Genomic DNA, 25,293 nt, shown 5'->3' with positions numbered 1-25,293 from the left:
GGTCTCGTTCGCTCACCTTCAAATCAACCCCACAGGAGATTTGCCATGTTGCCCACCGTCGACCTGCGCCCGCCCTTCAACATCAGCCGGGCGAGTCACATAGTGCTGGAGGTCAAGGATCTCCAAAAGAGCCGAGACTTTTACGTGAAGATCGTGGGCCTGGTGGTCTCCGACGAGACGCCGACCACCTGCTACCTGCGCGGTCTGTCGGAAGCAGCGCACCACAGCCTGGTGCTGGTGCAGACGGAGGGAGCCCCCGCCTGTCAGCGGCTCGGCTTTCGCGTATATCTGGACGAGGACCTCGACAGCGCCTACGCCTGGTTTACCAGGCGCGGTCTGCCGGTGAAGTGGATCGAGGTGCCCTACCAAGGGCGTACGCTGCATTGCGAGGACCTGTACGGCACCAAGCTCGAGTTGTGCGCCCACATGGAAGTGCGCGAGCGGATGTTCCTCAAGTTCGAGCTGTTCACCGGCGCGCACGCTCAGCGCATCGATCACTTCCAGATCTTTGCGCCCGATTGCTGGAAAGCCTGCGAGTTCTATAGCCAACTTGGCTTCCGCAACTCGGAATACCTCGCGCACGGTGACAAGTTGCTGGGCGCCTTCATGTTCCGCAAAGGGACTTGTCTTGATCTCGCGATTGTGGAGAACGTGGGGCCGAAGATGCACCACTTCGCCTACATCGTTCCGGAGTCGCACCTGATCTTCGCAGCCTGCGACCTTGCGGGCAACTATGGCTACGGCGCCTCGGTGGATCGCGGGCCAGGCCGACACGGCCCTGGCGGGATGCTGTACGTCTACCTCCTGGACCCGGACGGACATCGCGTCGAATTATGCGACGGCCACTACCAGACCATCGACACCGAGGTCGAGCCGGTGCGCTGGGAGGCTGGCTCGCTAAGCACCAATGTGCGCTGGGGCCTTCCGGCGACCGAGCACTGGTATTTCCACGCCAGCCCCTTCAAGGACGCCACCACACAGGACCCGGAGAAGAAACCGAATCCGCAGACGCTGGAAATGTTCATTCAGCAGCAATCGACCCAAAGCAACAACTAACCAAGGACCGAATCCCATGGCACGCGTCAAATACCTCAATCGGTCCAGCAGTCCCAACCAGGCCATCTTCGACCGCCTTGAGAAAGAGCGGAAGATGCCCACCGCCAACATCTTCCTGGCGCTGACCCAGACGCCTGAGTTGCTTGACGGCTTCCTTACCTACGCTAACGCGCTACGGTCGTCGCCGCTAAGCCCTCGGCTGCGGGAGTTGGCGATCCTCACTGTGGGACACCTCACGAACTCGCGCTACGAGATTGCGCACCATCAGTCGCATGGCCTCAAGGCCGGCCTGACGCAGGCGCAGCTCGACGCGATTCCGCAGTTCGAGAGCTCCAGCCTCTACACCGACCCAGAGAAGGCGGTGATGACATTTGCCAAGGAGTCGACTCTCAAGGTTGAAGTGAGCGACGACACCTGGTCACGCGCGGCGGCATTCCTTGGTGAACCGGAAATGATCGCGCTGGTGCTGGTGGTCTCTTGGTACAACTCTGGTGTTCGCATCATGGCGGGCCTGGGGATCGAGCTCGAAGCGGGCCACTGAACGGCGGCAACGGCGCCGACCCACAACATCAACAGGAGGCATCACCATGACTTGCAGCCTTTTTCGTCGTCGCATGCTGGCGCTAGCTGCCGGCACGCTCATGCTTGCAACCAGCCTGCCGGAGGCCTTCGCGCAGGGGACCGGTAGCGCCCCCATTCGTGTCGGGGGCACCTTGCCACTCACTGGCCCGCTGGCGTCGGTCGGCATGATTCACAAACTGGCAGCCGAGGTGTTCATCGAAGACATCAACAAGCGCGGCGGACTGCTGGGCCGCAAGGTCGAGTTCGTAGTACTGGACGACCAGTCGCAGTCGGCAAACGCCCGTACGCTGTACGAGCGCCTGGTCATTGCGGAAAAGGTCGACCTGCTGATGGGCCCTTACGGCACCAGTTCGATCATCGCCGCCATGGGCGTTGCGCAGCGGTTCAACAAGCTATTCATTCAAAGCAGCCTGGGGGAGCCTGCGCTGGCGCCGTACGACCTGCAGTTCCCTTCGCTGCCCCTGGGTCCTGATCCGCGCCTCGCAGACACGGAACTCATCCTCGATGGATATGCCAGCCTGCCGAATCCGCCTAAATCCATCGCCTTCGTCACCAGCAAGTTCCCGTCGGCGCTCGACTTGGCGAAGGGAGGCCAAGAGATCGCGCAAAAGCGTGGGCTCAAGAACGTGCTAACGCTCGAGTATGAGTTCGGAACGCGGGATTTTGGCGCGATTGCCGCCCGCATCAAGGACGCCAACCCAGACGTATTGTGGTCCGGCGCAGTGGGCATGGAGGCGGTGCAGCTGCTCGATGCGATGAAGCGCATCGACTACCTACCGAAGCGCCACTTCTACCTGTTCCCGGCGCCGGGTCCGACGGCGGCGAACCCCAACGCTGCCGGTGTGACCAGCCTGACCTGGTTCGAAGACCACGACCCGTTCACCAAGAATACGGGTGCCGCGGACTTCGTTACAGCGTTTGTGCAAAAAGCCAAGGCGGCCGGCTTGCCGTATCCGGTGGCCGAATACCAGGCTGCGTCGGAATTTGCTGCATGGCAGATCCTGGAGGCCGCTGCCAATGGCGCCGGCAAGATTGACGACAAGGCCATGGCGTCCTGGCTCAAGGTCAACAAAGTGCAGACCGTGCTCGGCGTTCGTTCGTTCGAAGGCAAGTTCAATAGTAGCGCGCCCGACACCAAGCTCAAGCAGGTGCAGGGCGGCAAGTGGGTGACCGTTTGGCCGGCGAAGTTCCGCCCGCCGAGTGGCGCCTTCCAGTGACATCGCATACCCCGGATCGCAACAGGAGAAATCATGAGGACAATGACCTCGGCGCGGCTGCACCAGCTGCACACCCCGATGACCCTCGACACCATCCCGGTGCCAAAGCCTCGGCCCAACGACGTGCTCGTGCGCGTGAAGGCGTGCGGCATCGTTCCCAACATGGCGAACGTCATCAACAACTGGCCGAGCTGGTTTCCGCACCAGCCGCTCGCCAAGTTTCCGGCCATCTTCGGCTTGGATCCGGCCGGCGTTGTCGAGGAGGTCGGTGAGGCGGTGATCAATGCAAAGCCGGGCGATCGCGTGTACGTGAGCCCGCTGCGTTCTTGTGGATCGTGCAAGGCCTGCCGCTCGGGCCGCCGTAGCCAATGCCGCTACTACACGCTCAATGGCTACTTCAGCACCAGCACAGACGGGCAACGCATCTTCGACCTGTACCCGTACGGCGGTTTCAGTGAGTACATGACAGCTCCTGAATACGCGCTGGTGAACATTCCCGACAACCTCAGCTTCGAGAAGGCTGGACGGTTTGGCTATCTCGGCACCTCCTACGGGGCGCTGCACAATGCCGGCGCTGGCCCGGGACAAGTCGGCCTGATTGACGGCATCACCGGTACGCTGGGCGTCGCGGCCACCGTGCTCGGCTTGGCGATGGGACTGTCCAAGATTCTGGGCGCCGGCCGGGATCTGGCTCTGCTGGAGCGCGTGAAGGCGCTAGCACCCGAGCGCATCGAAGTCATGGCGTTGGGGGAACGGCGCACCGGGGAATGGGCGAGGGCGCAGACCGACGGCGACGGCGTCGATTTCGCGATCAGCGCACTAGGCGCCCGCGCACCGGTCGAGACGATGCTGGATTCGATGAAGGGCGTGCGGCGCGGCGGCAAGGTAGTGAATATCGGCGGTGTGTCCGACGCGTTGCCGATCGACATGAAGTGGCTGATGGATGAGCAGATCCAGTTGATCGGGTCGAATTGGTTTAGCGCCACGCAAGGCCAAGAGATGGCCGACATGGTGAGCACCGGGACGATCGACCTGTCGTACTTGGAAGACGTCACATTCCCCCTGGAACGTGTGAACGAGGCGATCTCCGGCCTCAAGGACCGCAACGGGGGCTTCTCGAATTACGTCGTGTGCCCCTGAGGGCTTCGGCCGCCATGAGCATTCCAATGCCCGCGTCGACCGGTTGGCCCCGCGGCTGCTCAACCTTGTTGAAGGGCAACGCGGCGCTCATCTGCCAAGAGAAGCTGTGAATACAGTCGTACCCAAATTTTGGGTTGCACGGGAGACGGTGCGCGCAGCGAAGCGACGCCGCCAGTCAGCACAAGAGGGAGCGCTTGCGTGAGCGTCGTGATGATCAATGCCTCGATAGGTGATGAGCGACCTTACTTGGCTCTGGCGACGGGCGCGCGCGCGCTAGGACTGAATCGTTGCCTGGCCCTCGCTTCGACCCATGGGCTTGCGGGGGAGCTCGATCTGGCGGGGCTTCAGGGTCAGTGGTCGAGACTGATCGAGCCCTTGCGGGCCGCTTGCAACTCGACGCATGTCCTGCAGGCCATCGCTGCCGAAGGACTTCCGCCCGCCGGGCCGTGGTTCGTACCTTCTTGGAACGTGAGCGATCCCGGTGCGCTGCGCCTGTGGCTGCGTCTCAACGGCGCGCTCATGCAGAACGGTTGCACGGACGACATGGTGTTCGGCATTGCCGAACAGATTGCCTACCTGTCGCGACATGTCGCGCTTCTGCCAGGCGACCTGATCTGCACTGGTTCCCCGGCTGGATTTGGCAGCCACCATGGTCGTTTCTTGCACCCCGGCGACGTGGTGGAAGCAGGCATCGACGGCCTAGGGGCCCAACGCATTTGTTTCATCGAGGGCTCGCCCTCGTCTCATCGTAGGTATTGACCATGACCAAGACTGTTTTGCTGACTGACTACGCCTGGCCCGATGATTCCATCGAGCGCAGGGTCATTGAATCTGCGGGCCTGCGTCTCGTGAGTGGCCCGGCCGCGCCATCAAACGTGTCAGACATCGATACTCTGGTCGCCGCGCATCAACCGCACGGGATCATGACGTGCTGGGCGGAGGTCTCCGCGCAAGCGATCCGGTCCAGCCTGCCGCTCGAGATAGTGGCCCGCCTGGGCGTCGGGCTGGACAACATTGCTGTGCAGGCCGCGACCGACCGTGGAGTCTGGGTAACGAACGTGCCAGACTATTGCGTGGAAGAGGTTTCCGACCACGCGCTTGGATTCATCCTGTCCTGGACCCGTGGTCTGAATCACTTTGATCGCGAGGTTCGGGCCGGACGCTGGAACCCAGCGAGCGCGAAACTCAAGCGACTCGCCAACCTGACCTGCGGCATCGTAGGGTTCGGGCGCATCGGCCGCCTCACCGCCCGCAAGCTGTCTGCGTTCGGCTGCCGGATGCTGGCTTATGACCCATTTCCGGGTACACCGCAGCCAGGCGTCGAGCCGATGGATCTGGACAGCCTGATGCGCAACAGCGACATCGTTGTAGTGCATGCGCCATTGGTACCGGTCACCAAACATTTAATCGACTGCGAGCGGCTAGCCCTGATGCGACCGGGTGGCCTGCTCATCAATGTCAGCCGAGGCGCCGTTGTGGACACCGCGGCAGTGATTGAGGCCCTTACGTCCGGTCGTCTGTCCGCAGTTGGGTTGGACGTACTGGAGTCGGAGCCACTGGTGCCGGACGAACTGAGATCCAGTCCCGGCGCGATGTTGACGCCGCATGTCGCATTCTCGTCCGACGCGTCGTTGGAAGAATTGCGACGTCGCGCTGCCCAGGAGGTGGTGCGCGTCCTGTCGGGCCAGGCGCCGCACGAGGGGCGCAACCAGCCGGTTCGCCGCAGCTAAGGAGACACCATGTCGAATGCACCCGTGCCGGACCGCGATCTAGTCCACTTCGTCGAAGCCCAAGGCTTAACAAAACCTGGCGTCAAAGCGCACTGGCAGGAGTTGGCCGGAGGCGTGTCTTCCGACATCTGGAAGGTCGATTTGGGCGATCGCACAATTTGCGTCAAGCGCGCGCTGCAGCAACTGAAGGTCGCCAAGGTGTGGGAGGCTCCAGTCTCTCGCAATGCCTATGAGTGGGCTTGGATGCAATTCGTGTCGGAACATTGCCCTGCCAATGTGCCGACGCCCATCGCGCAGGATGTGGAAGCAGGCCTGTTTGCTATGACCTACTTGGAGCCGGAGGACCATCCGGTGTGGAAGCAGCAACTGCTAGCGGGCGAGGTCGACGTCGATCTGGCCGCTGCGGTGGGTAAGGTGCTTGGAGCGATCCACGCGGAAAGTGCCTGGCGGATCGACGTGGCCAAGCGCTTCGACACGATTGAGAACTTCTATGCCTTGCGACTGGAGCCCTACCTCGTCGCCACGGCGGCACGCTATCCCGAGGTCTCGGCGGCGCTGTTGGCGCTGGTGGCGCAAACAGCAGGCACCACGCACGCGCTGGTCCACGGCGACGTGAGCCCGAAGAACATCCTGGCCGGTCCGCGCGGACCGGTGCTTCTCGACGCGGAATGCGCCTGGTATGGTGATCCGGCGTTTGATCTCGCGTTCTGCCTCAACCATCTTGTGTTGAAGGCGGTTGTCGTGCCGTCGCACAGCGCTGATTTCGCGCGGGCGTTCATGGCACTGATGCGCGGCTACCTCGACCAAGTTGGTTGGGAGCCTGCGCACGAAGTGCAACGCCGGGCCGCGCGATTGCTGCCTGGCCTGCTGCTGGCGCGGATCGATGGCAAGTCGCCCGTCGAGTACATCACCGACGAGCAAGACAAAGATCAGGTCAGAGGCTTCGCCGTTGGCTTGATCAAGCATCCATCTCAAGAACTCAGTGACATCTGCCGCCGCTGGTTCTAGACGGGATTGTGCCGACGCGCCCTAGAGGCGTCGGTAGGCGTCACTTTGCAATGGGAGGTCATTGAGGTGCGATCGATAGACAAGGGCATGGACGGGGAACGATCGCAAGCATTGTTCTCGGCCTGCCGAGGGAATGATCAGTCAGCGAGTTGGCGAGGAAAGGCGAGGATGCGTTTCGGCGCGGTTGGCGTTCGCTGCCTCCATTCCTCGGGTGCTGCCGCGCACAACGAGCGTCGGCGGCGAGACAGCGCTGTAGGGCGCTGCGTCTGCAGACTTCTGTTTCAGCTGATGAATGAACCACAGGCCGCACGCAGTGGCCAGTTCGGAGACGGGGAGGCTCATCGTCGTCAGTCCCGGTCCCCACCATCTGAAGCCCAACTCGTCCCCGAACCCAACAACGGACAACTGTTCGGGCACGTGCACGCCGCTTGCCAGCAGTTCCTCCAGAACGCCCTGCGTGTTCTGGACCGAACCCAGGACTACCGCCGTGGGTGGGCTGCGCAGTGCGAGCAGGCGTCGTATCGCATCACGGCCGAAATCCGTCGACGACGGCACTCCGAGTTCCTCTCGCGCATGCGTGGCCGCCTTGCTTCCGGCGAGGGCGTTGTGAAACCCTTGTAGGCGTGCGGCTCCAGTAGGAAGGTCCGTGGTGCCGCCGATATAGCCGATGCGCCGGTGGCCGAGTTCGACCAGGTGCCTGGTTGCCTGGAAGATCGCCTGCGTGTCGTCGATGCCAAACCAATGGTCCCCCAGCGAGGCATGTCTGCGCAGCAACTGGATGCGTGGCGTCATCTTGAGAAGGCGCACCGACTCTGGATGCGGCCGGGCCGTGGGCACGATGATGATGCCCGCCACATTGACGCTGGTGAGTTCGCGGATGTGGCGCAACTCGACCAAGCGGTCGTCGTCGGATTCTGACAGCGTCAATTGAAGATCCGCGCTCTCCAGGCACTTCGACAACGCGTGCGCGATCGTCGAATAGAAGCTGTTGCGGATGTCGGGAACGACCAGGCCCACCAAATTGCTGGAGACCCCGCGCATCATGCGCGCCGCACGGTTGGCGACATAGCCCATCTCGTTCGCTATCTCGAGCACCTTCTGCTTCATGGCAGAGCTGATGCGGGGGTCGTCGGCCAAGGCGCGGCCAACAGTGGAAGCGGAGACCTCGAGTCGGGCGGCGATGTCTTTGATTGTGACCATGGGAGAGATGGTGCAGGAATGCACTAACGATAGCATATTGGATGGCGATTGCCAACCAAAACTGCTCCCGTTCCAAGCCGTCGATGCATAAGAAAACTGCAAACAACCTTGAGTGAAGGTGCATCAAGACTGTTGACATTCCCGCAATGTCTCTTCTAGAATTTATGCTAACGATAGCATAGACAGACGATAACCCCGCCAGATGGCGAGCTCTATCGTCCGCGGCGCACCTCATCGCCCACGATCAAGGGCTGGCCACCCTGATCGGATTCTTTAGAGCCTCAACGGAGACAATTGCAATGAAAAAAACTCTGGTTGCCCTAGCTTCTCTGGCTGTTGCCGGTGCTGCTTCGGCACAGTCGTCTGTCACGGTATTTGGCGTGGTGGACGCCGCAATCAGCGGCTTCAAGAACCAGTCGGAAACGCCCTTCGGCGTGAGCGTCAACAAGACCGCGACGGCCTTGACCAGCTCTGGCTACAACTCAAGCCGCCTGGGCTTCCGTGGCACGGAAGACCTCGGCGGCGGTTTGGCTGCCGGCTTCTGGCTCGAAGCCGGCATGACCAACGACAACGGAAATGGCGCCGCCCCTGGCGGCGGCCTGAGCTTCAACCGTCGCTCGACGGTTAGCCTCTCCGGCAACTTCGGCGAAGTCCGCCTGGGCAAGGACTTCAGCCCAACATTCTGGAACGACACCGTATTTGACCCATTCGGCGCCAACGGCGTGGGCACCAACTTGATTACGACCGCCAGCGGCGGCGCCGCCCTCGGCGTTCCCAACAGCGGCTTCCAGTCCAACCCGAACTACGTGCGATCCGTCAACTCGGTGGGCTACTTCCTGCCGCCGACCCTGGGTGGTTTCTACGGTCAGTTCATGTATGCCTTCAATGAACAGGTCTCGTACGACCCGGGTGGTCTGACCCCCCCGGGCGTCACCGCGATCGTCGCAAACCCGGCGCTGGCCCTGACGCCGAACAACGCGCGGGCTGGCCGTTATGTAGGTGGGCGCGTCGGCTACACCAATGGCCCGCTGGACTTTGCGCTGGCCTATGCCGAGAGCACCATCAGTTCCAACTACTACGCGGGTACCACGACCACCCTGGATACCTGGAACCTCGGAGCTTCTTACGACCTCGGCGTTGTCAAACTCTTCAGTGAATACTCGAACAACAAGCAAAAGACCGCCTATGCGACCAACGCGTTCAATCCTTTCGGTACCACGAAGCCCGGTGCCAATGGCGGCGTGTTTGGCGTGACTGTTCCAGTCGGCGTTGGCTTGATCCGGGCGTCGTACTCCGCTGTGAAGTACAACAACCTGCCGGTGAGCGTCTTCGCTTCGCAACCGAAGGCTGACCAGTTCGCTATCGGATACGTGCACAACCTGTCGAAGCGCACAGCGCTATACACAACCTTTGCGTACATCAACGACAAGGGTGGCGCTGCTCTGGGTGTCACAGGTTCCCCGGCCTTCTACACCGGCGCGATCCCGGGCAGTGTCGGCAATGCGCTGCCGAACAAGTCGATGGGCTACGACCTGGGTATCCGTCATGCCTTCTGATTTGCACGCTGGCGTACCCATGCACATGCCGATGTCAGTGGGCATGACCGCGGCAGGCATGGCGTCAGCAATCGCTGCTTCATTTCGGCCGGAATCGGACGGGGAACTTCCATTGGGCGCGCTCCGCGCCCGTCGATCGCCGGTGATGGTGACGAGAACCGTCGAGGACGCTCCAGCTCGGAAAGGATTGCCATGTTGATTTTTATTGAGAATGTGCCCTTGGCGCAGGATCCTCGCATCGTCATCGCTTGCATTCGTGCGTGCATCTGGGCAACTGTCGAAGGTTGGCCGTTTTGCCCTTGGACATATGGAAGGAGCGATGAATCGGTCGCACCGGTAGCCTGAGCAGCTGTGATCAAGCGCTTGCTTCGCCGCCGAGGTGCGTCTTGAGGAGTGCAAAACGGCCTCGAAAGAGGCTTCTAACGTCGCGACGAAGACCCTTGCGCTACCGTTGCGCGCGTCGAAGTCGTCGCGCGACGTGGATCGATCTCTGCGTGCACGATGTGGCTCATAGATCAGCGTGTCCCTAGTGGTGCGAGCAGGCGCGGCAATTCAAGGGATGGCGCGAATGACGCCGCCGTCGACGCGCAATGCGACACCGGTCGTTCCGGAGGACTGTTCTGAGCACGCATAGACCACCATGTTCGCGACCTCCTCGGTCGTCGTGAACCGGTTGATGAGCGTCGTCGGTCGCATCGTCTTCAGGAAGTTCTGTTCAGCTTCCTCCTGCGTGATGCCTTGCTCTTCAGCGGTCGACTTCATCCAGTTGCCCAGGATCTCGGAGCGGGTCGGCCCTGGCAATACCGCGTTAACGGTGACACCGCTGCCCCCGACCAATTCGGCCAGTCCCCGAGAGACGGCGAGCTGCGCCGTCTTCGTCATGCCGTAGTCGATCATTTCCTTCGGAATCGCGACCCCGGACTCGCTGCTGATAAACACGACTCGGCCCCAGCCGCGCTTGACCATCCCGGGCATGTAGTGCCGCGCGGCGCGCACACCGCTCATGACGTTGAGCTGGAACAGGTCCAGCCATTCGCTGTCTTCCTGTTCGAAGAAGCCATTGGGATGGGCGGTGCCTGCGTTGTTGACAAGAATGTCTGCCTCGTTGACCTGAGCCGCGAGCGCTGCTGCGCCTTCGGGCGTCGACAGGTCGGCGACCACGCCCACGAAGTCGGCGTCAGGCAGCAGCGCACGAAGTTCGCGCAACGCGGTGGCGACGCGCTCTTCCCCGCGCCCATTGATGACGACCGATGCGCCTGCACGTGCGAGTCCCTCGGCGATCGCGCGACCAATGCCTGCTGTGGATCCCGTCACGATGGCCTTGCGGCCCTTGAGTTCGATTTTCATGAGTTTCTCTTTGGTGATGCGAGCGCGTTGCTGCACGCTCAGGTTTCAAGACAGCGTCGTCAAAGCAGCCTTCTTCGCGACTTCGGCTTCGGCGGCATGGGCGAGGCGTTCCACCCAGTCCTGGTGGTATCGATAGAGCGCGCCGGGATGCTTGCGTCCGAGTTCATCGAGGAAGAAGACGCCTTGTTGCGTCTCTTCAGTCAGCACGTGGCAACCGGCTTCCGTCTAGGTGGTGACCCAGCCGTGGTATGCGCTCGAACCGGTCTTGTCGCCGTCGACCGTCGTCGCCCACGCGAGCCTGCGAAAGGGCGCGCACTCCGTCACGATCAGGTTCATCGGAAAACCCACCGTTACCCGGCTGTGTGGGTGCCGAGTCCCAGTGCGGTCTCGCCGGACAGAATCCTGACTTGATCTTCGGGAGGAAAGTAGTCGGACCAGCGCTCGGTATCGACAAGCAGTTGCCACACGACTTCAGGCGGTGCCTTCACGTCGATGTCGTTGAGTGCGTAGATCGCCGACGTCCTCGGGTCGTAACGCTTGGGCCAGATGACATGGTCGTACATAGTTCAGTTCGCCGGCTTGAACAGGTCTTGGAAAATGAGGGGCGCCCAACTCTTGTCCCGCGCCTGAACGAGTTGCCCGCCTTCCGCGATCTTTCCGAGACTGATTGGCGCGTAGCCGAGACGTTCGAGCAAGGCGGCCACCGTCGCGCTCGCGCCTTCATCGTCGCTCGACGTGAAGATCACCCGACGACCAGCGGCAGTGCCGGCCTCCTGGGCGAGCACGCCTGCGGGCAGATGGTTGAACGCCTTGACGAGCTTCGCTCCGGGCATTGCCTTCGCCACGATCGCCGAAGACGGCAAGTTGTCCAGGTCGGACAGCGGCACGCCATAGGCGTTGGTGGCGTCGATGACGACCTTGCCATGCCACGTCGTGGCGGCCTCGGCGACGTCGCGATGCGACTCGAAGGGAACCGCGAGGACAATCACGTCGGCCTCGAGCGCTTGCGCAAGCGTCATCGGAGCCACCGAGTTGCCGAGCTTTTGGGCAATTGCCACCAGCGAGTCCGGCCCGCGCCTGTTGGCGATACCGACGGTGATGTCATGACGGGCAAATTGACTGGCCAGGGCCTTGCCGACGCTGCCGCTGCCGATGATGGAATAAGTCATGGAGGTTCCTTTGTTGGGGGACCGGCCGTGAGCGATGCCGAACTGGCTGCTGTTGCCTACGCCCCTTGCTGCTTGGCTACCAATGGTGGCGACGGCCGGGGCATCTGAGAAGACGGTATATTGAGATGCAATTCATCTCCATTCGAGATGGAAGGGGTGTGCATGCTCGATGGTGTTTCTCTGGATCAGCTCAGAACCTTCATCGCTGCGGTCGACGAGGGGAGCTTCTCGGCGGCGGCTCGAAAGCTGAACCGTGTTCAGTCCGCCGTGAGCGGCTGGGTCGGTGGGCTGGAAGACCAGATCGGCGTGGTGCTCTTCGATCGCTCGGGCCGATTCCCGAAGCTCACGGCAGAGGGCGTGCTGTTGCTCGCGGACGCCCGCAACATCGTCTCCAGCGTGGACACGCTGAAGGCTCGCGCCAAGCTCATGACGTCCGGCGTCGAGGCAGAGCTATCCGTCGTGATCGATGTGTTCTTCCCTACCGGCGTCGTCAGCGCCGTCGCGAAAGCGTTCGCGACCCAGTTCCCGTTGACGCCGCTTCGGCTTTTTGTCGAAGCTTTGGGCGCGGCATATCAACCGGTTCTGGACGGCCGATGTAGCCTGGGTGTCCTTCCTCCCTTGCCGCGCGCCTTCCCGACGTTGGTCAGCGAGCGACTGGGCGAACTGCCGTTGATCGCGGTTGCTTCGGCATGTCATCCCCTCGCGAAGTTTGGGGGACGCGTGCCGCGGCGCGAACTGGCGCAGCACGTCCAACTGGTGCTCACCGACCGATCCGACCTCACGGCCGGTCGGGACTTCGCCGTTGCGTCGCCGATGACTTGGCGACTGGCGGATCTGTCCACGAAACATGCCTTTCTCAAAGACTGCGTGGGGTGGGGCGGCATGCCCTGGCACATGATCGAAAAGGATGTCGCTGCCGGAACGTTGGTCACCCTGGATGTGGACGAGATGCCCTTAACGGGTTTCATGTTGACGATGTCCGCATTCCATCGCGCCTCGGCGCCTCCAGGGCCTGCCGGAAAATGGTTCGTCGACCAGTTGAAGGCCCTTTGGCAACAAGGCCGAGTCGTCCCGACTGGCTCGGGATCGGCAGGCGCATTTGAGACCGACGGCTGAGTCTGCGTCTAAATCCGACCCCGATACGCGAGCACTTGTCTCAGCCGACCACGGGGTGCTCTTAACTTGAATCGGTCGATGCTTCGACAGCCTACTCGAAAGCCGACGCGGCTACCAGACACGGCTGCACCTCTTGCTCCGCGTGTGAGCCGGGATCGCGCCGGCCGCTTGGTTCGGGAGTTTCTGGGCGAGGAATCAGGTCTGCTCGTTTTCACGCGAAAACAGGAGCCGCCGAATGCAGGCCGCTGTTGTCCATCACGGCTTCAAGCGCGAATAGACGCGCAAGGCAGAAAGCTGGGCGCTATCGCGCCTGGTAGCCGGCCGCGCGTGCGCTCCCGCTTCAAGTCCAACTTGTTATAGCCCGTCAGCGTCATCTTGACAGTTTGATCGACGTATCCGACGTGCCGTCCTCCCAGGACTGGAGGGGCGTCCGTCTCAGCGGCTTTTCAGCACCCTGTGGTAGCAAGGTGTCGTGCTTGGCGAAGATGCTTGCCATTTCCGCCGCGTTCTCGGTTCCCCAGGTGCACAGCGGGACGATCGCGTTGGCCAAGCTGCGACCGAGCGGCGTCAGCGTGTAGTCCACGCGCGGCGGCACCTCCCTGTAGTCGGTCCGCGCCAGCACACGATCGGCCTCCAGATCCTTTAATTGCTGGATCAGAACCTTGTCGCTGACGCCTTGTGTCAAGCGCTTGAGCTCGCCATAGCGCTTTGGGCCGTCGCGCAGAAAGAACAGGATCAGCGGTTTCCACTTGCCCGAGATGACGCGGAGCGTCGCGTTGAGCCCGCAGCCCGTATCGCAGATTTGAGAAGGCATCGTCATTTTTTGATACTTACCAAAAAGTGCATACTTGTCAACAGGTTATCAGAACTCCATAGTTGTCCTCAGGCAAGCATTTATTCAGCTTCCCTGCAACTCCAACTAAGGATTCATGACATGACCAGACTGAATGGAAAGACCGCTGTGATCACTGGCGGCGCTACCGGCATCGGCCTCGCGGCGGCAAAGCGCTTCATTGAGGAGGGCGCCTTCGTCTTCATCTTCGGCCGCCGGCAGGAAGCTCTCGACGCCGCTGTGGCCGACCTCGGGCCCAATGCCCGCGCGGTGAGGGGCTCGGTCTCCGATCTGGACGACCTCGACCGACTCTACGCGGCGGTGAAGGCCGAGCGCGGAACCCTCGACATCGTCTTCGCCAATGCCGGGGCGGGAAGCCCGCTTGCTCTCGGCGGGATCAGCGCCGAGCACATTGACGAGACTTTCGACACCAATGTGAAGGGCACGATCTTCACGGTGCAGAAGGCGCTGCCGCTGATGGGCCAAGGCGGTTCGATCATCCTGACCGGATCGAGCGCCGGCACCACGGGCGCCCCGGCATTCAGCGTCTACAGCGCGAGCAAGGCGGCAGTGCGCAACCTCGCGCGAACTTGGGCGGAGGACCTGAAGGGCACCGGTATCCGGGTCAACGTGCTGTCACCCGGGCCGACGGCGACCGAACTCGCGAAGGCAGCGCTAGGCGAGGAAGGCATGAAGATGTTCGCCTCGATGAATCCGCTCCAGCGCATGGCCGATCCGGCGGAGCTCGGGGCGGCGGCTGCCTTTCTCGCGTCCCAGGACAGCAGCTTCATGACCGCCAGCGAGGTCGCCGTCGACGGCGGCCTGGCGCAAATCTGACGCGCCACGCCCGGCCGGTCACTCCATTCGATACTCGGAGCCCGTCGGGCGCGGTACCGACGCCGCGCTGCGTTGCCGGCTCGCCGGCAACGCAGCGCAACCCCAACTCAATGATCATGCTCGACCGCACCGCTCAAGATAGTTGACGCTGAGCGCCGCATTGACTCGTCGGAATTGCTACCCGAGCTGAGCTGTTGCCTCACGTAACTTGCTACCCGTCGGATGGTCCGACGGGAGCATCACTACGTGACGAGGCTAATCAGCATGCCCTCGAGGGAGCTTGCATTCGGCGCCAAAGGTATCTACAATGTATCTACATTGCAAGGAGAGGAACATGCGTGTTGAAGTTCAAAAGTGGGGAAACAGCGCCGCTGTGCGTGTCCCTGCTCCGGCGCTGAAAGACGCCGGTATGCAGGTCGGCCAGAGTCTTGAGCTGCGGGTTGAAGGGGGTAGGCTGGTCATCGAGCCGGCGACCGAAAGCCTCGAAGACCTGCTGGCGAAGATGACGCCGGAAAACCATCATGGTTTGGCGCTGGAAGGGCCGGCGGTAGGGGTTGAAGCTTGGTGACGGGTGCGTACGTCCCAGGCCGTGGCGATGTTGTCTGGTTAGACTTCGACCCCCAAGCGGGGCATGAACAGGCGGGTCGCCGTCCCGCTCTGGTGCTCTCACCGGCGACGTACAACGGAAAGAGCGGCTTAATGCTCTGCTGCCCGGTCACCAACCAGGCGAAGGGCTATCCCTTCGAAGTGCCGGTCACGCCGTCCTCGGGCAAGGTCACTGGAGTTGCCTTGACTGACCAAGTGCGATGTCTCGATTGGCGCTCTCGCAATGCCTCGAAGTTCGCCTCAGTCACGACGCAGTGCACACTGGACGTGAGCGCGAAAGTGAAGCTTCTGCTGCCCTGAGCAGCGAAAACCTGATTGGGCGGGGCGGCTGTTCAACCTGCCCTGATTTCTTTGAAGGCGACGCATCGCTTCTGCGTGGAACGCGCACTGACGATATGCTGACGGCTACGGAATGAACGTCATGCCCAACGCAACCACCTCAGAACGGCATGAGTTAGCCAGAGAAGTGCAAAATGTCTTCCAGCGCCACCGGCCCCTTGGCAAGTCCGAGCTTCATCGCGGGCATTTTGCCCTTCGAGTCCGGTAAGCAGTAGTTGTGCGCGACCTTGAAAATGGTCAACACCATGGCCAAGTTCCTCGGCTTATGGCTACTGCGAGCAACTCAGCCGGACGAGGAGATCGGTGCGGACGGGCCGAAGGGATGATCGCGCGCAGCTATCACGTCGAAGAGTTTTCTCCAAAACTCCGGAGTAGCTCAGCAGCAACAAGTTTTTTTGGAGCTTTTTCATTTTTTGAAGACCATCGAGGCCTTCGAAAACTCAAGGAACTAGCCCTCGATGCTGCAAACCGCCACCGCCACCGTCAACGACACCACCGTCACCGCAACCAATTCCGACGTCTTCAATCGCACCGCGATCGCGCGATCGGAGTGGCAACTTCCGCACTTTGCCCTTGCGCCGAAGGAAGGTGAAGTGCTGCGGACGACGGACAGGACGGGTCAGGAACGGGTCACGTTCGTGGCGCTCGGAGACATCCACGTGGATGCCGAAGGCGAGCTGGTCCTGTCGGTTCAAAACACACTGATGCGCGGCGATGCGTTGCGCGAAGCGATTGTCAGACCCTTGCTCGAGGATGAAGTCGAACTGGACGCCCGAGTTCGCCTCAACCAGGTCATCGATTGCCTGATCGAGACGACGTCCCTCGACGAAGGTGTGCTAGATCCCAGGTTCAGGGAACTGCATGCGACCGTAGCGGATCGACTGCGCAGTCTGCTTGCAAGGCTCGAGCGGTTCGCCTGTCCGCAACTCAAGCATGCTGCGTAGCCAGGACCGGTGCCTGGCAACGGCAGGGAACTTGACCCATGACAACGAAGCACTTCACTCTCACTTCGATCACGCCAGTGGCTCGAGGCATCCTCGGGTTGAGCTTCGCGGACGGAGCTGTCTTCAAGGTCGATCTGAAGCCGGTCATCCGCAAGCATCGTCCGCTGGCTCGCTTGTCCGACCCCGCCGTGTTCGCGACGGCAAAGGTAGGCGAAAGGGGCGGTAGCGTGATCTGGGCCGATGACGACCGACTCGAACTCGCAGCGGACAACCTGCGCTCCCGGGCGATCGAACAGGCGGGCGGGTACTCGCATGAGTTCATTTGGAACTGGATGGCGCGGCACGAGATGACGCTCGACGCGGCCGCGGAAGCGCTTGGCCTGTCTCGTCGCATGCTCGCCTACTACCGCAGCGGTAAGAAGCCGGTGCCATGCACCGTTGGGCCGGCATGCCGCGGCTGGGAGGCAGTGCTTCCGCGCGCCGATTCGATTACGTGACGACACCCCGGAGCGGACGCCAATCGTGCCAGCGCTGGGACAGGGCGACACTGCGCGGCGGGGCAGGTAGGCGATAACGCGCCCTTATCGGTCCCAACGCGCGCAGGACCCCGGGAGCGAATGTTTCAAGAAGACTGGTTGCTGCCGATCGAATTTCTACGCCCAACGACGGCGAGCGTTGAAAGCTGACATCCGCGCCTTTCTTCGCGACCGGCTGGTCTACTTCGGAACTTGACCTTCGTCCGTGAGGACATATGGGGCAGGGCAGTGGTCGGACGCAGCGGCATTGGATTGGCATGGGCGTCGGGGCATGTCAACGGCTGCTTCCAAATGTCGAGAGATGGCGGTCAGGGCCCGATGCCGAAGTTGGCGCCCTGAAGTCCTATGTCCGCAGCTCAACCGGAAGCAGCCGCTCGCCGGATCGTTGCGGCGTACCCGGACCGCAGCGCTTGCCAGATTATCTCGTCGAGGTGAAGCAAAGGTCTTCGGCATCTTTCCCCCCCCGGCGGTTAAGCAGTCGGCTGCGGACATCTATCCTGCGCGCCGATTTGAGCATGATGCTGTCGGTGTTCACCGAGCAGGCACGTTACGCAGCCAATGGAGAGGGCAAGCCCGACGGCTTGCCCGAATGCCGTCTTCAGTGAAATCTTGACTGCGGTCGAGCTGTTCGCGACTACTGGCAGGTGTAACTGGCAGCCGCCTTGACCGACCCAGTCCCCGCATATGTCGCCTTCTGCGGATACAGGCACAGCGGCATGGCGATGCTGCCGTCCGCCGAGCTCACTTCAATACGGTTCGGTGGAATGCCTTGCTCCACCCAGTTGCGCAAGGCCAGGAAGAGTTCGTCGCGCCCGTTGACGTACTGCGGCAAAGGCACCTTGGCGCCGGCGAGGTTCGCGTTGGTGGACGGATCTATTGACGCGCTCGTCGAGAAGGTGCTGTCGTGTGCGAGGCCGGGAATCAGAAACAGTCGATCGAAGGCTTGCACGGCTGACGTTCCGCCCATCGTTGCCGCAACGCGCGAGAAGTAGTTGAGCGAACCTTGGGGCATGATCTTGTCGTCGGCCAGGCCGTGATAGGTCAGTATCTTTCCGCCCGCATCCCGCCACGCGCCGAGATCTGGATTGTCCGTGTTGATGTTGCTGAACGCGTCTTGCAATGCGACGCCTCGTGCGGATGCTTCCGCCAGCGCTGCATAGTCGAGCGACTTCCACCGGCTGGTTCCGTTGCCTGTTGCATTCGTGAAAGTGGAGCCCGCGTAGGATGGATCCTGAAGCTCCAGCGCCACCTGGTCGGTTGCGATCGGGAACGGCGTCGTGCCGGCCAACGACAGGGCCAGGTTGGTCCCACGCGTCAGTCCCCACCAAAGCTGATCGGGACTGCCTTGTGTGGGGCCAGCGCCGTTGTCTACCGAGGGATCGGGAAAAGTGCCTGTGACGGTTTGTCCGTACCAAATCTGGCTGATTGCGCGTGCTTCGGCAAGGTTGACGCACGACGCATTGGCACTGGCGCCCGTCACGCCGTTGCCGGTTACGCCCGCGCACAGCACGTTCGCGTCCTTGGTCGGGTCGTATCTGCATTGCAGCGGATCAGCCAGGAAGCCCAGGCCCAGCGTGTCGCACGACTTGACAGCCGCGCCGCTGACAAGGGCGATCTTCGACGCGGCCATCGGCGCGCCCAGTTCGCGCTGCATCGCTACCTGCGGATAGAGCTCGGCCGTGATGAAGTTTGTCCAATTGAAGGCCGGGGAGCCGGCCAGGATGCCGTTGAAGTCGTTCGGATACTTCTGGGCCAGCTTGAAGCCCTGGCGTCCACCCGTCGAGAAGCCATCCCAGTAGGAATAAGCTGGCGATTGGCCATAGTAGGCCGTGGCGAGCGCCTTGGTCTTCACGGCCATCTCGTGAAGGCTGCGCTCCGCGAAGTCCTGCCAGAGCACTGTGTTGATGGTGCCGTCGGGGTTCATCGCGAAAGAGCCGTTGTTGAGCAGCGCGTGGCCATGATCGGATGCCGAGATGACGTAGCCCTTGTTGACGGCCGGCAGGAACTGGGCGCGCGAGCCGATCTGCGTCGGGTCGGCGTGCGCTCCACCGGCCCAGCCACCGCTGCCCATCGCGCGAATGACGTGGTTCCACGCCGACGGCGCAGGCAGCCACACCTCGATGCCGATGCCTGCCGAAGTCGACGGAGCACTGGCGGGTCCGGGGTTGCCGGGACCGACGAGCAGCTTGACGAAGCACATGTCCACGCCTGCGATCGGTGGCGTCGGAGTCGCCGGCGTGCCGGAGAGTGCGATCGGGTCACCGGCCTTGAACGCATGCACGACAAGCACTGTTGTGTTGGCGTCGGGCTTGAAGTTGGTGGCGATCGAGTTGTCGCAGGCGAGCTTCGTCGCGACCGGCGGTGTTGTTGTAACGGGCGCCGGTGCTGTCGTGGGCGAAGTGACAATGGGAAATCCGGCGCCGTTGCCGCCGCCACAGGCCGCGATCGTGCCCGCGAGGGTCGCCGTCGCCAGCAGCTTCCATGTCCTGTGCGTGGGCAGCACAGCGCGGTTCAGGCCCCATCGGGCCGATGCTTCGTATTTCATCTGTCTCCTGTGTATGAATTGAAGGGGTCCGCGGAGTGTTCGCGATGCGCAAACAGGTGACAAATCAGAAATGGAAGCGAGCTATTCGAATTGCCTATGGCTGGTGATTCGAGATGTCAGCCAAGAAGCGATGCATGCGCAAGGAGGAGTCGCGCAGATCGCCTTGCCGCGCGAGCACGCCGAGCCCGGGCATCGGCGGTACTCCGGGCAGCGGCAACTCTACGATCGCGCCAGCGTCCAGCAGGTCGCGCACGAAACTCCAGGGCACGAAACCGAGCAACCCTTCCTCCTCGAGCAGCCGACGGATCAACGTGTGGCTGCGCGTGACGACCGGATGGGTGCCGACGTCTGCGGGCGCCTGTTCGCATAGGCCGTCGAACACCTGCCGCGCGATCGAGCCCGCAGGCGACAGCAACCATCGTTCACGCCATGCGTGCCGCCACGTGACGCGGCTGATCGCCGCCAGGCGGTGGCTTGCCGCGCAGATCACCGCCAGCCGGTCGTCCTGCACGGGAATGAACGACCAGCCGTCAGGAAGCACGGCGGGCCGCCGACAGACCACAACGTCGGCCTCGCCTCGCGTCATGGCCAGAAGGAGATCGTCGCCTTCCGCCTCGCGGATCTGGATCCTGATCGCCGGCGATGCGCGGCAGAAGGCCGGCAGCGCGTTCAACAGAATCCCGTTCATCGCAGAGGCGGAGGCCACGACCCGGACGACGCTCGCGCCTTCGTCCTGCCGCGCGAAGACGATCTCTGCGCTTTCCGCAGCGCCCTGCATCAACTGACGCGCGATCGGAAGCAGGTCAAGGCAGGCTGGGGTCGGACGCACACCGCGCGCATGTCGTTCGAATAGCCTTGTCTGCAGCAGGCTTTCCAAGCCGGCGAGGGTTTGCGTTACGCTGGGCTGCGCCATCCCGATCTGATCGGCGGCGCGCTGGACGCTGCCCAACTCCGCCACCTTGAGGAGGACCTGGATGTGGCGGAACTTGCCGCGCGTCAGTATTCGATTGAGAAGAACCGAGGCTGTCTCTCGCATGGAAAAGATTGGGAATCAGGGGTTGGATGCAACGGCCCCAATCGTAGGCCTAACGCACACTCGTCGACACGGCGGGCTGCGGCGCCGCGCGGCGGTTGTCACACTGCTGGGCCTTGTCACGGCGGGCGTGGTGCGGGCGTCCAACGCCTGGGCAGCCGGCACGAGCATCGTCCGTCTCGTCGTCGGCGCACCACCGGGCGGCTCCTCGGACCTGCTCGCACGTCGGTTAGCCCGGGACATGGAGCCGCCACTCGGGAGGCCGGTGATCGTCGAGAACCGGCCGGGCGCGGGAGGCGCCATTGCCGCGGCATTCGTCGCTCGCGCGGCACCCGATGGAAACACTGTACTGCTGTCGTCGTCCGGCGATGCCGTCCGTCAAGCGCTCCACCCGGAACGCATCATCGACATCCGCACCGACTTCATCCATGTCACGCAGGTCGCGGCCACCACGAACGTGCTTGTCGTGCATCCCTCGCTGCAGGCCCGAAGCCTGGTGGCACTTGTCATCGAAGCGTGCGATCATCCGGGCCGGCTGGCGTATGCGAGCGCGGGTAACGGATCGTCGGGTCATCTCGCCATGGAAATGCTCAAGCAACGCGCGAACATCGACATGGTCCACGTGCCCTACCAGGGAGGGGCGCCTGCCTTCAACGAGGTGTTGAGCGGCCGTGTGCCGCTCATGTTCACCAATCCCGACCAGGCACTGCCATGGATCCGACGGCAACGCGTGCGTGCGCTCGCGGTGAGCAGTCTCCAGCGCATTGAGGTCCTCGATTCGGTCCCCACCGTGAGCGAGTGCGGGTTTCCCGGCTTCGAGGCCAATGCCTGGGCCGGGCTGTCCGTGCCACGGAGAACGCCCGCATCGCGGGTCGACGCATTGCTCGATGCGGCGTGCATAGCTATGAACGGCTCCATGCGCGTGGAGGAATCAAATATCGGCGTTGATGTCGTGAGCTCATCTCCCGAGCGCTATGACGCATTCATCCGAAACGAGGTTGGCAAGTGGGCCGAACTGATTCAGCTGACCGGCCTCGCTCTGGATTGAGCGGACTTGTTGAACCAAGCGCTGCAGAGCCGCCCTGCCAAGCAAACGAGCGTGCGCAGCTTCGCCGGCGAGGCGAACATCAGCAAGGACATGGCGCACCGGCTGTTCCGCGAACCTGAGGGACACCATGCCCTTCAAGCACATCTGCCCCTTTTAACCGGCGGAATAAGGGCCCGAAGGGTTTGGGGGGTGGGGATCCTTGGGGAACCGATGAAGACGGCAGCGAGCATCGCGCCCCCATGCCCCCAAGGCAGCAGGCTCAACAACCCAGGGCCAATCGCGTTCCGGTAGTCAACTCCCAACAGCGCCGGCGAAGCGCGGTGTCACCTCGCGACTCGCGATTCGCACGAGCAACAGTGCCACAGCACCCACAAACAGCGGGATCGCGATCAGCTGGAAGAATGTTTGCGGCGAACCGGCGCTCGTCATTAGCCCGAAGTTCCAGTAGCCGCCGCACGAGCTTGCCCTTGTGCGACAAGCACTTGGCATGAGTTTGGGGTTCGGCTTTCTGTCTACAGCCGGATCTGCTGGAGCAGCTCGAACGCTTGGCGCTGCTTGCCGCTGGGCGTGGTGACGATGTCGAAGGTCGGCGCGTCGGATCCGGTGCTGGGCGTGCGGCAGGTATTGCGCACGATCGTGGCGAGCTCGGCCATCAAGGTCGAGAAGCTGTGCGCGGGCGTGCCGTCATCGAGCGTGTGGCTGGCGACCTTGTCCAGTGCCCTCATGGATCGCCTGGCCGGCGCCACCGGGTCGCGCTCGGCCTTGGCCTGCTGGTCCGTGTCGGCGAACAGCAGCTCGCGCCACGCCTCGCGCATGTGCCACTCGACGTAGTACGCCAGCACGCACAGCAGGATGTGCGCGCGCACGCGGTCTGCGGTGCGGTGGTGGATCGGGCGCACCTTCAGGTCCACCGTCTTGAGCGAGCGAAACGCGCGCTCCACGTTGGCCAGTGCCTTGTAGTTGCGCACGCAGTCGGCCGCCTCCATGCGCTGCGCATCGAGCGACGTGCGGATGATGTAGATGCCGTCCAGCGCGGCCTCGGCCGCGATCGCGTCATGCTTGCGCGCGAACGTGAAGCTGTTGTCGCCGATGGCCAGCTCGAAGTGCTTGGCCACCTTGTACTGGTTGACCACCTTGCCCACGCGCAGGCCGATCGCATCGGCGCCAGCGAGCTTGCCCGCGTCGACGCGCTCCTTGATCGTGCGCAGATTCTTTTCGGTGGCCGCCAGCAGCTCCTGGCGCTTGTGCGCACGCAGCTTGGCCAGCTCGGGGTTGCGGCACGCCACCAGTCGCTCGCCTGGGTACTCGGGCGAAGCGAGCTCGATCAGGTTGCGCTAACTACAAGGTCAATTTAGTGACTACATATTGAAGCAAAGAAAAGCACCCCAAGGGTGCTCATGCTTAAGAAACACGCGGGCTTGCGCCCGCGTACTGACTACGGGCCGGTCAGGAACTTCGGGCTAAAGCGCTGATCCGCGATCCAGCGTTGATGCATCCTGGTCCAGGACGTCTTGCCGGCATAGCGTCGGTCCTGGCGCAGCAGAAACGCCTTGAGTTGCTGGCGCACCTTCAAGCGCATGTTGACCGCGTCTTCGCGCGCGCGCCAGAGATTGCGCAGCGCCTCGTGGGCTTCGTCGGGCACCCAGATGGCCTTGAGTTCGCCCGCCCGGGACAACTCGGCCAACCGGGCGCAATCGCGCCGGTCGGTCTTGATGCGTTCGCCCGCGCGTCGCGGTATCAAGGACGGCGCGATGATCTCGCAGCGATAGCCGCGCCGAGTCAGTTCTCGATGCAGCCCGTAGCCGGTGGGCCCGGCTTCGTAGACCACGCTCACCTGCCGCGCCGGACCGTACTTGCGCAGCGTCTTGAGCACCCCCTGCACGTCAGGCCCGAGGGTGCCCACGAAACGGCTCGGCTCTCGCCCAGCTTCACACACGGCAACGGCGATGCTGTCCTTGTGCGCATCCAGACCAACGAAGAACTTGATAATCTCGTTCATGGCCCGTCTCCATACGGTTTGCGGCTGGGGAAACCCGCCGCATGTGGCTCGGCACACTCTCAGAGTGCGCAGTCCACGATACCGGAGACGGGCCTTCCTTCGCCTATGGAGCGACCATCATGTCTTCTAGACAAAGCTATAGCGTTCCGAGTGGTACTTGGCCAGCGGCACCTTCATCTCGCCGAGCGCCGCTTCGATCGCGTCGAGCATCATGTCCGGTCCGCAGATGAAGTACTCGTGGTCCGCATGGTGCTGCGGCAGGTGGCGCTTGAACACTTCGACGGTGATGCGGCCGCTCTCCCCGGCCCAGCCCTCGGGCGGGTTCGTGAGCACGTGAACCACCTTCAGGTCGATGCGCTTCGACAGTTCGTCCAGTTCCTCGCGGAAGGTCACGGATTCCCAGTCCTTGCTGCCGTAGATCAGGATCAGTGGTCGCTTGTCGCCGCGATCGGCGAACGTGCGGATGATGCTCATCATCGGCGTGATGCCGATGCCGCCCGCAATGAGCACGTGCATGTCCGCCGGGTTGCCGGTGGTGAAGGCGCCGTAGGGCCCGTCGAGATAGATGCGCTTGCCGACCGGAACCTTGGCAATCTCGTTCGTGAAGTCGCCGAGCTTGCGGATCGTCATCTCGACGCGGCCGTCGGAAGCCTCGGCACTCGACGAGAAGGAGAACGGATGGCCCGTGATCTTGAAAGGGCTGCCCCACAGCGTCAGCCAGCCGAACTGGCCGGGCCGGATGCGGAATCCCGCATGGCCTTCGGGTTTCATCACCAGGGTCGTCGTATCGCCGCGCTCCTGGCGAACTTCCGTCACGCGGTAAGGCCGGCGCAGCATGAAGAGTGGCTTCACGATACGTACGTACGCCAGCAGCGCGATCCAGAAGATCGTCATGCCGATCCAGAGGGCGCGCTTCATGGGATCGACCAGGTAGAAGCCCCAGCCCACCATGTGCAGCAATCCGCCGCCGATGGCCATGAGCGCGAGCAGGATGTGGGTGATGTGCCAGAACTCGTAGCTGATCCTCAGTCGGACGCGCCAAAGCGCCATGATCACCAGCGTGATGACCGAGCCGAGCGACAGCACCGCAAAGACCGCGCCCATCGGCACGTCGCTGAGCGTCTCGGGCGTCGCGAGCTTGTCCGAGCCGGCCGCGATCAGGATGAGCGGATGCACCACCACCAGGCCCACGGCGATCAGCGAGATCCGGCGATGGAAGTGGTAGATGACGTCTTCGCCCCAGGGATCGGTGACGTACCTGAACCGCGCGGTGAGCCCGAACTGGAGGCCCATCATCGCGAGGCCGGTGTAGCCGAGTCCTACCGAGAACTCGGTCCAGAAATCGCGGCTCGGCGGCAGCGTGCCCGTCAGCAGCGCGAGCATGGGCGCCAGGATGAACAGCAGGTAGACGACGGCCCAGACGGCCTTTCGCAGCAGATCGCGGTTCGTCATA

Annotated in this window: 25 protein-coding genes and 2 pseudogenes; 15 read left to right on the top strand and 12 right to left on the bottom strand. The window is 62.7% G+C overall.

What is annotated here, in order from left to right:
- Positions 1-45: 45 nt before the first annotated feature.
- The 7 genes from AC1DN9_RS17055 (at position 46) to AC1DN9_RS17025 (ending at position 6,733) form a co-directional block, all read left to right on the top strand.
- Positions 46-1,056: a VOC family protein gene (locus AC1DN9_RS17055; protein WP_478102206.1), complete on the top strand. Its 1,011-nt coding sequence runs from the start codon at positions 46-48 to the stop codon at positions 1,054-1,056.
- A 16-nt stretch (positions 1,057-1,072) separates the two neighbouring features.
- The gene (locus tag AC1DN9_RS17050) at positions 1,073-1,597 is read left to right on the top strand and encodes a carboxymuconolactone decarboxylase family protein (protein WP_478102204.1); all 525 of its coding nucleotides are present in this window, start codon (positions 1,073-1,075) and stop codon (positions 1,595-1,597) included.
- Between the two features lie 46 nt (positions 1,598-1,643).
- Positions 1,644-2,855, top strand: a complete 1,212-nt coding sequence (locus AC1DN9_RS17045; protein ID WP_478102202.1) for an amino acid ABC transporter substrate-binding protein — start codon at positions 1,644-1,646, stop codon at positions 2,853-2,855.
- 42 nt (positions 2,856-2,897) lie between these two features.
- A complete protein-coding gene (locus AC1DN9_RS17040) occupies positions 2,898-3,995 on the top strand; it encodes an alcohol dehydrogenase catalytic domain-containing protein (RefSeq protein WP_478102200.1) in 1,098 nt (365 codons plus the stop codon).
- A gap of 198 nt (positions 3,996-4,193) precedes the next feature.
- Positions 4,194-4,754: a fumarylacetoacetate hydrolase family protein gene (locus tag AC1DN9_RS17035; protein WP_478102198.1), complete on the top strand. Its 561-nt coding sequence runs from the start codon at positions 4,194-4,196 to the stop codon at positions 4,752-4,754.
- A 2-nt stretch (positions 4,755-4,756) separates the two neighbouring features.
- Positions 4,757-5,725, top strand: coding sequence for a C-terminal binding protein (locus AC1DN9_RS17030; protein WP_478102196.1), 969 nt, complete (start codon positions 4,757-4,759; stop codon positions 5,723-5,725).
- 9 nt (positions 5,726-5,734) lie between these two features.
- The gene (locus tag AC1DN9_RS17025) at positions 5,735-6,733 is read left to right on the top strand and encodes a phosphotransferase family protein (protein ID WP_478102194.1); all 999 of its coding nucleotides are present in this window, start codon (positions 5,735-5,737) and stop codon (positions 6,731-6,733) included.
- Positions 6,734-6,874: 141 nt separating this feature from the next.
- Here AC1DN9_RS17025 and AC1DN9_RS17020 read toward each other — a convergent pair whose 3' ends face one another.
- Positions 6,875-7,933 carry a LacI family DNA-binding transcriptional regulator gene (locus tag AC1DN9_RS17020; RefSeq protein WP_478102192.1) on the bottom strand — a complete coding sequence of 353 codons (1,059 nt, stop codon included), beginning with the start codon at positions 7,931-7,933 and terminating at the stop codon, positions 6,875-6,877.
- Between the two features lie 299 nt (positions 7,934-8,232).
- Here AC1DN9_RS17020 and AC1DN9_RS17015 point away from each other — a divergent pair, with 299 nt between their 5' ends.
- A complete protein-coding gene (locus tag AC1DN9_RS17015) occupies positions 8,233-9,489 on the top strand; it encodes a porin (RefSeq protein WP_478102191.1) in 1,257 nt (418 codons plus the stop codon).
- 552 nt (positions 9,490-10,041) lie between these two features.
- Here the strand turns inward: AC1DN9_RS17015 and AC1DN9_RS17010 are convergent.
- The 4 genes from AC1DN9_RS17010 to AC1DN9_RS16995 form a co-directional block, all read right to left on the bottom strand.
- Positions 10,042-10,836: an SDR family NAD(P)-dependent oxidoreductase gene (locus tag AC1DN9_RS17010; RefSeq protein WP_478102189.1), complete on the bottom strand. Its 795-nt coding sequence runs from the start codon at positions 10,834-10,836 to the stop codon at positions 10,042-10,044.
- A gap of 45 nt (positions 10,837-10,881) precedes the next feature.
- Positions 10,882-11,043 carry a hypothetical protein gene (locus tag AC1DN9_RS17005; RefSeq protein WP_478102187.1) on the bottom strand — a complete coding sequence of 54 codons (162 nt, stop codon included), beginning with the start codon at positions 11,041-11,043 and terminating at the stop codon, positions 10,882-10,884.
- A 143-nt stretch (positions 11,044-11,186) separates the two neighbouring features.
- Positions 11,187-11,399, bottom strand: a complete 213-nt coding sequence (locus AC1DN9_RS17000; RefSeq protein ID WP_478102185.1) for an SRPBCC family protein — start codon at positions 11,397-11,399, stop codon at positions 11,187-11,189.
- Between the two features lie 3 nt (positions 11,400-11,402).
- Positions 11,403-12,005 carry an NADPH-dependent F420 reductase gene (locus AC1DN9_RS16995; RefSeq protein WP_478102184.1) on the bottom strand — a complete coding sequence of 201 codons (603 nt, stop codon included), beginning with the start codon at positions 12,003-12,005 and terminating at the stop codon, positions 11,403-11,405.
- 162 nt (positions 12,006-12,167) lie between these two features.
- On the opposite strand from AC1DN9_RS16995, the gene AC1DN9_RS16990 reads away from it, so the two are divergent.
- The gene (locus AC1DN9_RS16990; RefSeq protein ID WP_478102182.1) at positions 12,168-13,121 is read left to right on the top strand and encodes a LysR family transcriptional regulator; all 954 of its coding nucleotides are present in this window, start codon (positions 12,168-12,170) and stop codon (positions 13,119-13,121) included.
- Positions 13,122-13,584: 463 nt separating this feature from the next.
- Here AC1DN9_RS16990 and AC1DN9_RS16985 read toward each other — a convergent pair.
- A pseudogene (locus AC1DN9_RS16985) lies at positions 13,585-13,941 on the bottom strand (winged helix-turn-helix transcriptional regulator); the annotation flags it as partial.
- 114 nt (positions 13,942-14,055) lie between these two features.
- Between AC1DN9_RS16985 and AC1DN9_RS16980 the strand changes: the two are divergent.
- From AC1DN9_RS16980 to mazF, 3 genes are all read left to right on the top strand, one after another.
- Complete coding sequence (locus AC1DN9_RS16980) at positions 14,056-14,790, top strand: SDR family NAD(P)-dependent oxidoreductase (protein ID WP_478102180.1); 735 nt, start codon at positions 14,056-14,058, stop codon at positions 14,788-14,790.
- 334 nt (positions 14,791-15,124) lie between these two features.
- Positions 15,125-15,358: an AbrB/MazE/SpoVT family DNA-binding domain-containing protein gene (locus tag AC1DN9_RS16975; RefSeq protein ID WP_478102179.1), complete on the top strand. Its 234-nt coding sequence runs from the start codon at positions 15,125-15,127 to the stop codon at positions 15,356-15,358.
- The gene (gene mazF, locus AC1DN9_RS16970; protein WP_478102373.1) at positions 15,355-15,696 is read left to right on the top strand and encodes an endoribonuclease MazF; all 342 of its coding nucleotides are present in this window, start codon (positions 15,355-15,357) and stop codon (positions 15,694-15,696) included. The genes AC1DN9_RS16975 and mazF overlap by 4 nt, the downstream gene beginning before the upstream one ends.
- A 154-nt stretch (positions 15,697-15,850) precedes the next feature.
- Here the strand turns inward: mazF and AC1DN9_RS16965 are convergent, their stop codons facing one another.
- Entirely contained in the window at positions 15,851-15,982 is a 132-nt protein-coding gene (locus AC1DN9_RS16965; protein WP_478102177.1) for a hypothetical protein, read from the bottom strand.
- A gap of 211 nt (positions 15,983-16,193) precedes the next feature.
- Between AC1DN9_RS16965 and AC1DN9_RS16960 the strand changes: the two genes are divergently transcribed.
- Together AC1DN9_RS16960 and AC1DN9_RS16955 are read left to right on the top strand one after the other, a co-directional pair.
- A complete protein-coding gene (locus AC1DN9_RS16960; RefSeq protein WP_478102175.1) occupies positions 16,194-16,679 on the top strand; it encodes a hypothetical protein in 486 nt (161 codons plus the stop codon).
- Positions 16,680-16,717: 38 nt separating this feature from the next.
- Positions 16,718-17,176, top strand: coding sequence for a DUF2442 domain-containing protein (locus AC1DN9_RS16955; protein WP_478102173.1), 459 nt, complete (start codon positions 16,718-16,720; stop codon positions 17,174-17,176).
- Between the two features lie 673 nt (positions 17,177-17,849).
- Here the strand turns inward: AC1DN9_RS16955 and AC1DN9_RS16950 are convergent.
- Both AC1DN9_RS16950 and AC1DN9_RS16945 read right to left on the bottom strand, forming a co-directional pair.
- On the bottom strand, positions 17,850-19,760 hold the full coding sequence (locus AC1DN9_RS16950) for a tannase/feruloyl esterase family alpha/beta hydrolase (protein WP_478102171.1): 1,911 nt from the start codon (positions 19,758-19,760) through the stop codon (positions 17,850-17,852).
- A 94-nt stretch (positions 19,761-19,854) separates the two neighbouring features.
- Complete coding sequence (locus AC1DN9_RS16945; protein ID WP_478102169.1) at positions 19,855-20,796, bottom strand: LysR family transcriptional regulator; 942 nt, start codon at positions 20,794-20,796, stop codon at positions 19,855-19,857.
- Positions 20,797-20,926: 130 nt separating this feature from the next.
- Between AC1DN9_RS16945 and AC1DN9_RS16940 the strand changes: the two genes are divergently transcribed.
- On the top strand, positions 20,927-21,841 hold the full coding sequence (locus AC1DN9_RS16940) for a tripartite tricarboxylate transporter substrate-binding protein (protein WP_478102167.1): 915 nt from the start codon (positions 20,927-20,929) through the stop codon (positions 21,839-21,841).
- Between the two features lie 512 nt (positions 21,842-22,353).
- Here the strand turns inward: AC1DN9_RS16940 and AC1DN9_RS16935 are convergent.
- From AC1DN9_RS16935 to AC1DN9_RS16925, 3 genes and pseudogenes are all read right to left on the bottom strand, one after another.
- Positions 22,354-23,166 carry an IS1634 family transposase gene (locus AC1DN9_RS16935; RefSeq protein ID WP_478102371.1) on the bottom strand — a complete coding sequence of 271 codons (813 nt, stop codon included), beginning with the start codon at positions 23,164-23,166 and terminating at the stop codon, positions 22,354-22,356.
- 134 nt (positions 23,167-23,300) lie between these two features.
- A pseudogene (locus tag AC1DN9_RS16930) lies at positions 23,301-23,840 on the bottom strand (IS110 family transposase); the annotation flags it as partial.
- 126 nt (positions 23,841-23,966) lie between these two features.
- Positions 23,967-25,292 (bottom strand): ferredoxin reductase family protein, encoded by a 1,326-nt coding sequence (locus tag AC1DN9_RS16925; protein WP_478102165.1) that lies wholly within the window; start codon positions 25,290-25,292, stop codon positions 23,967-23,969.
- Position 25,293 lies beyond the last annotated feature (1 nt).

It is taken from the genome of Variovorax sp. 05L425 (genome assembly GCF_056397705.1).
Note: the sequence above shows the minus strand (reverse complement) of the source record. Positions and strands in the feature narration are given on the sequence as shown.

Coding starts and splice junctions, on each gene's coding strand:
- AC1DN9_RS16965 (WP_478102177.1), bottom strand. CDS start 15,982: ATGGTGTTGACCATTTTCAAGGTCGCGCACAACTACTGCTTACCGGAC.
- AC1DN9_RS16980 (WP_478102180.1), top strand. CDS start 14,056: ATGACCAGACTGAATGGAAAGACCGCTGTGATCACTGGCGGCGCTACC.
- AC1DN9_RS17015 (WP_478102191.1), top strand. CDS start 8,233: ATGAAAAAAACTCTGGTTGCCCTAGCTTCTCTGGCTGTTGCCGGTGCT.
- AC1DN9_RS17040 (WP_478102200.1), top strand. CDS start 2,898: ATGACCTCGGCGCGGCTGCACCAGCTGCACACCCCGATGACCCTCGAC.
- AC1DN9_RS16995 (WP_478102184.1), bottom strand. CDS start 12,005: ATGACTTATTCCATCATCGGCAGCGGCAGCGTCGGCAAGGCCCTGGCC.
- AC1DN9_RS17025 (WP_478102194.1), top strand. CDS start 5,735: ATGTCGAATGCACCCGTGCCGGACCGCGATCTAGTCCACTTCGTCGAA.
- AC1DN9_RS17020 (WP_478102192.1), bottom strand. CDS start 7,933: ATGGTCACAATCAAAGACATCGCCGCCCGACTCGAGGTCTCCGCTTCC.
- AC1DN9_RS17050 (WP_478102204.1), top strand. CDS start 1,073: ATGGCACGCGTCAAATACCTCAATCGGTCCAGCAGTCCCAACCAGGCC.
- AC1DN9_RS16925 (WP_478102165.1), bottom strand. CDS start 25,292: ATGACGAACCGCGATCTGCTGCGAAAGGCCGTCTGGGCCGTCGTCTAC.
- AC1DN9_RS17045 (WP_478102202.1), top strand. CDS start 1,644: ATGACTTGCAGCCTTTTTCGTCGTCGCATGCTGGCGCTAGCTGCCGGC.
- AC1DN9_RS16955 (WP_478102173.1), top strand. CDS start 16,718: ATGACAACGAAGCACTTCACTCTCACTTCGATCACGCCAGTGGCTCGA.
- AC1DN9_RS17030 (WP_478102196.1), top strand. CDS start 4,757: ATGACCAAGACTGTTTTGCTGACTGACTACGCCTGGCCCGATGATTCC.
- AC1DN9_RS17000 (WP_478102185.1), bottom strand. CDS start 11,399: ATGTACGACCATGTCATCTGGCCCAAGCGTTACGACCCGAGGACGTCG.
- AC1DN9_RS16975 (WP_478102179.1), top strand. CDS start 15,125: ATGCGTGTTGAAGTTCAAAAGTGGGGAAACAGCGCCGCTGTGCGTGTC.
- AC1DN9_RS17010 (WP_478102189.1), bottom strand. CDS start 10,836: ATGAAAATCGAACTCAAGGGCCGCAAGGCCATCGTGACGGGATCCACA.
- AC1DN9_RS16945 (WP_478102169.1), bottom strand. CDS start 20,796: ATGCGAGAGACAGCCTCGGTTCTTCTCAATCGAATACTGACGCGCGGC.
- AC1DN9_RS16990 (WP_478102182.1), top strand. CDS start 12,168: ATGCTCGATGGTGTTTCTCTGGATCAGCTCAGAACCTTCATCGCTGCG.
- AC1DN9_RS16950 (WP_478102171.1), bottom strand. CDS start 19,760: ATGAAATACGAAGCATCGGCCCGATGGGGCCTGAACCGCGCTGTGCTG.
- AC1DN9_RS17055 (WP_478102206.1), top strand. CDS start 46: ATGTTGCCCACCGTCGACCTGCGCCCGCCCTTCAACATCAGCCGGGCG.
- AC1DN9_RS16960 (WP_478102175.1), top strand. CDS start 16,194: ATGCTGCAAACCGCCACCGCCACCGTCAACGACACCACCGTCACCGCA.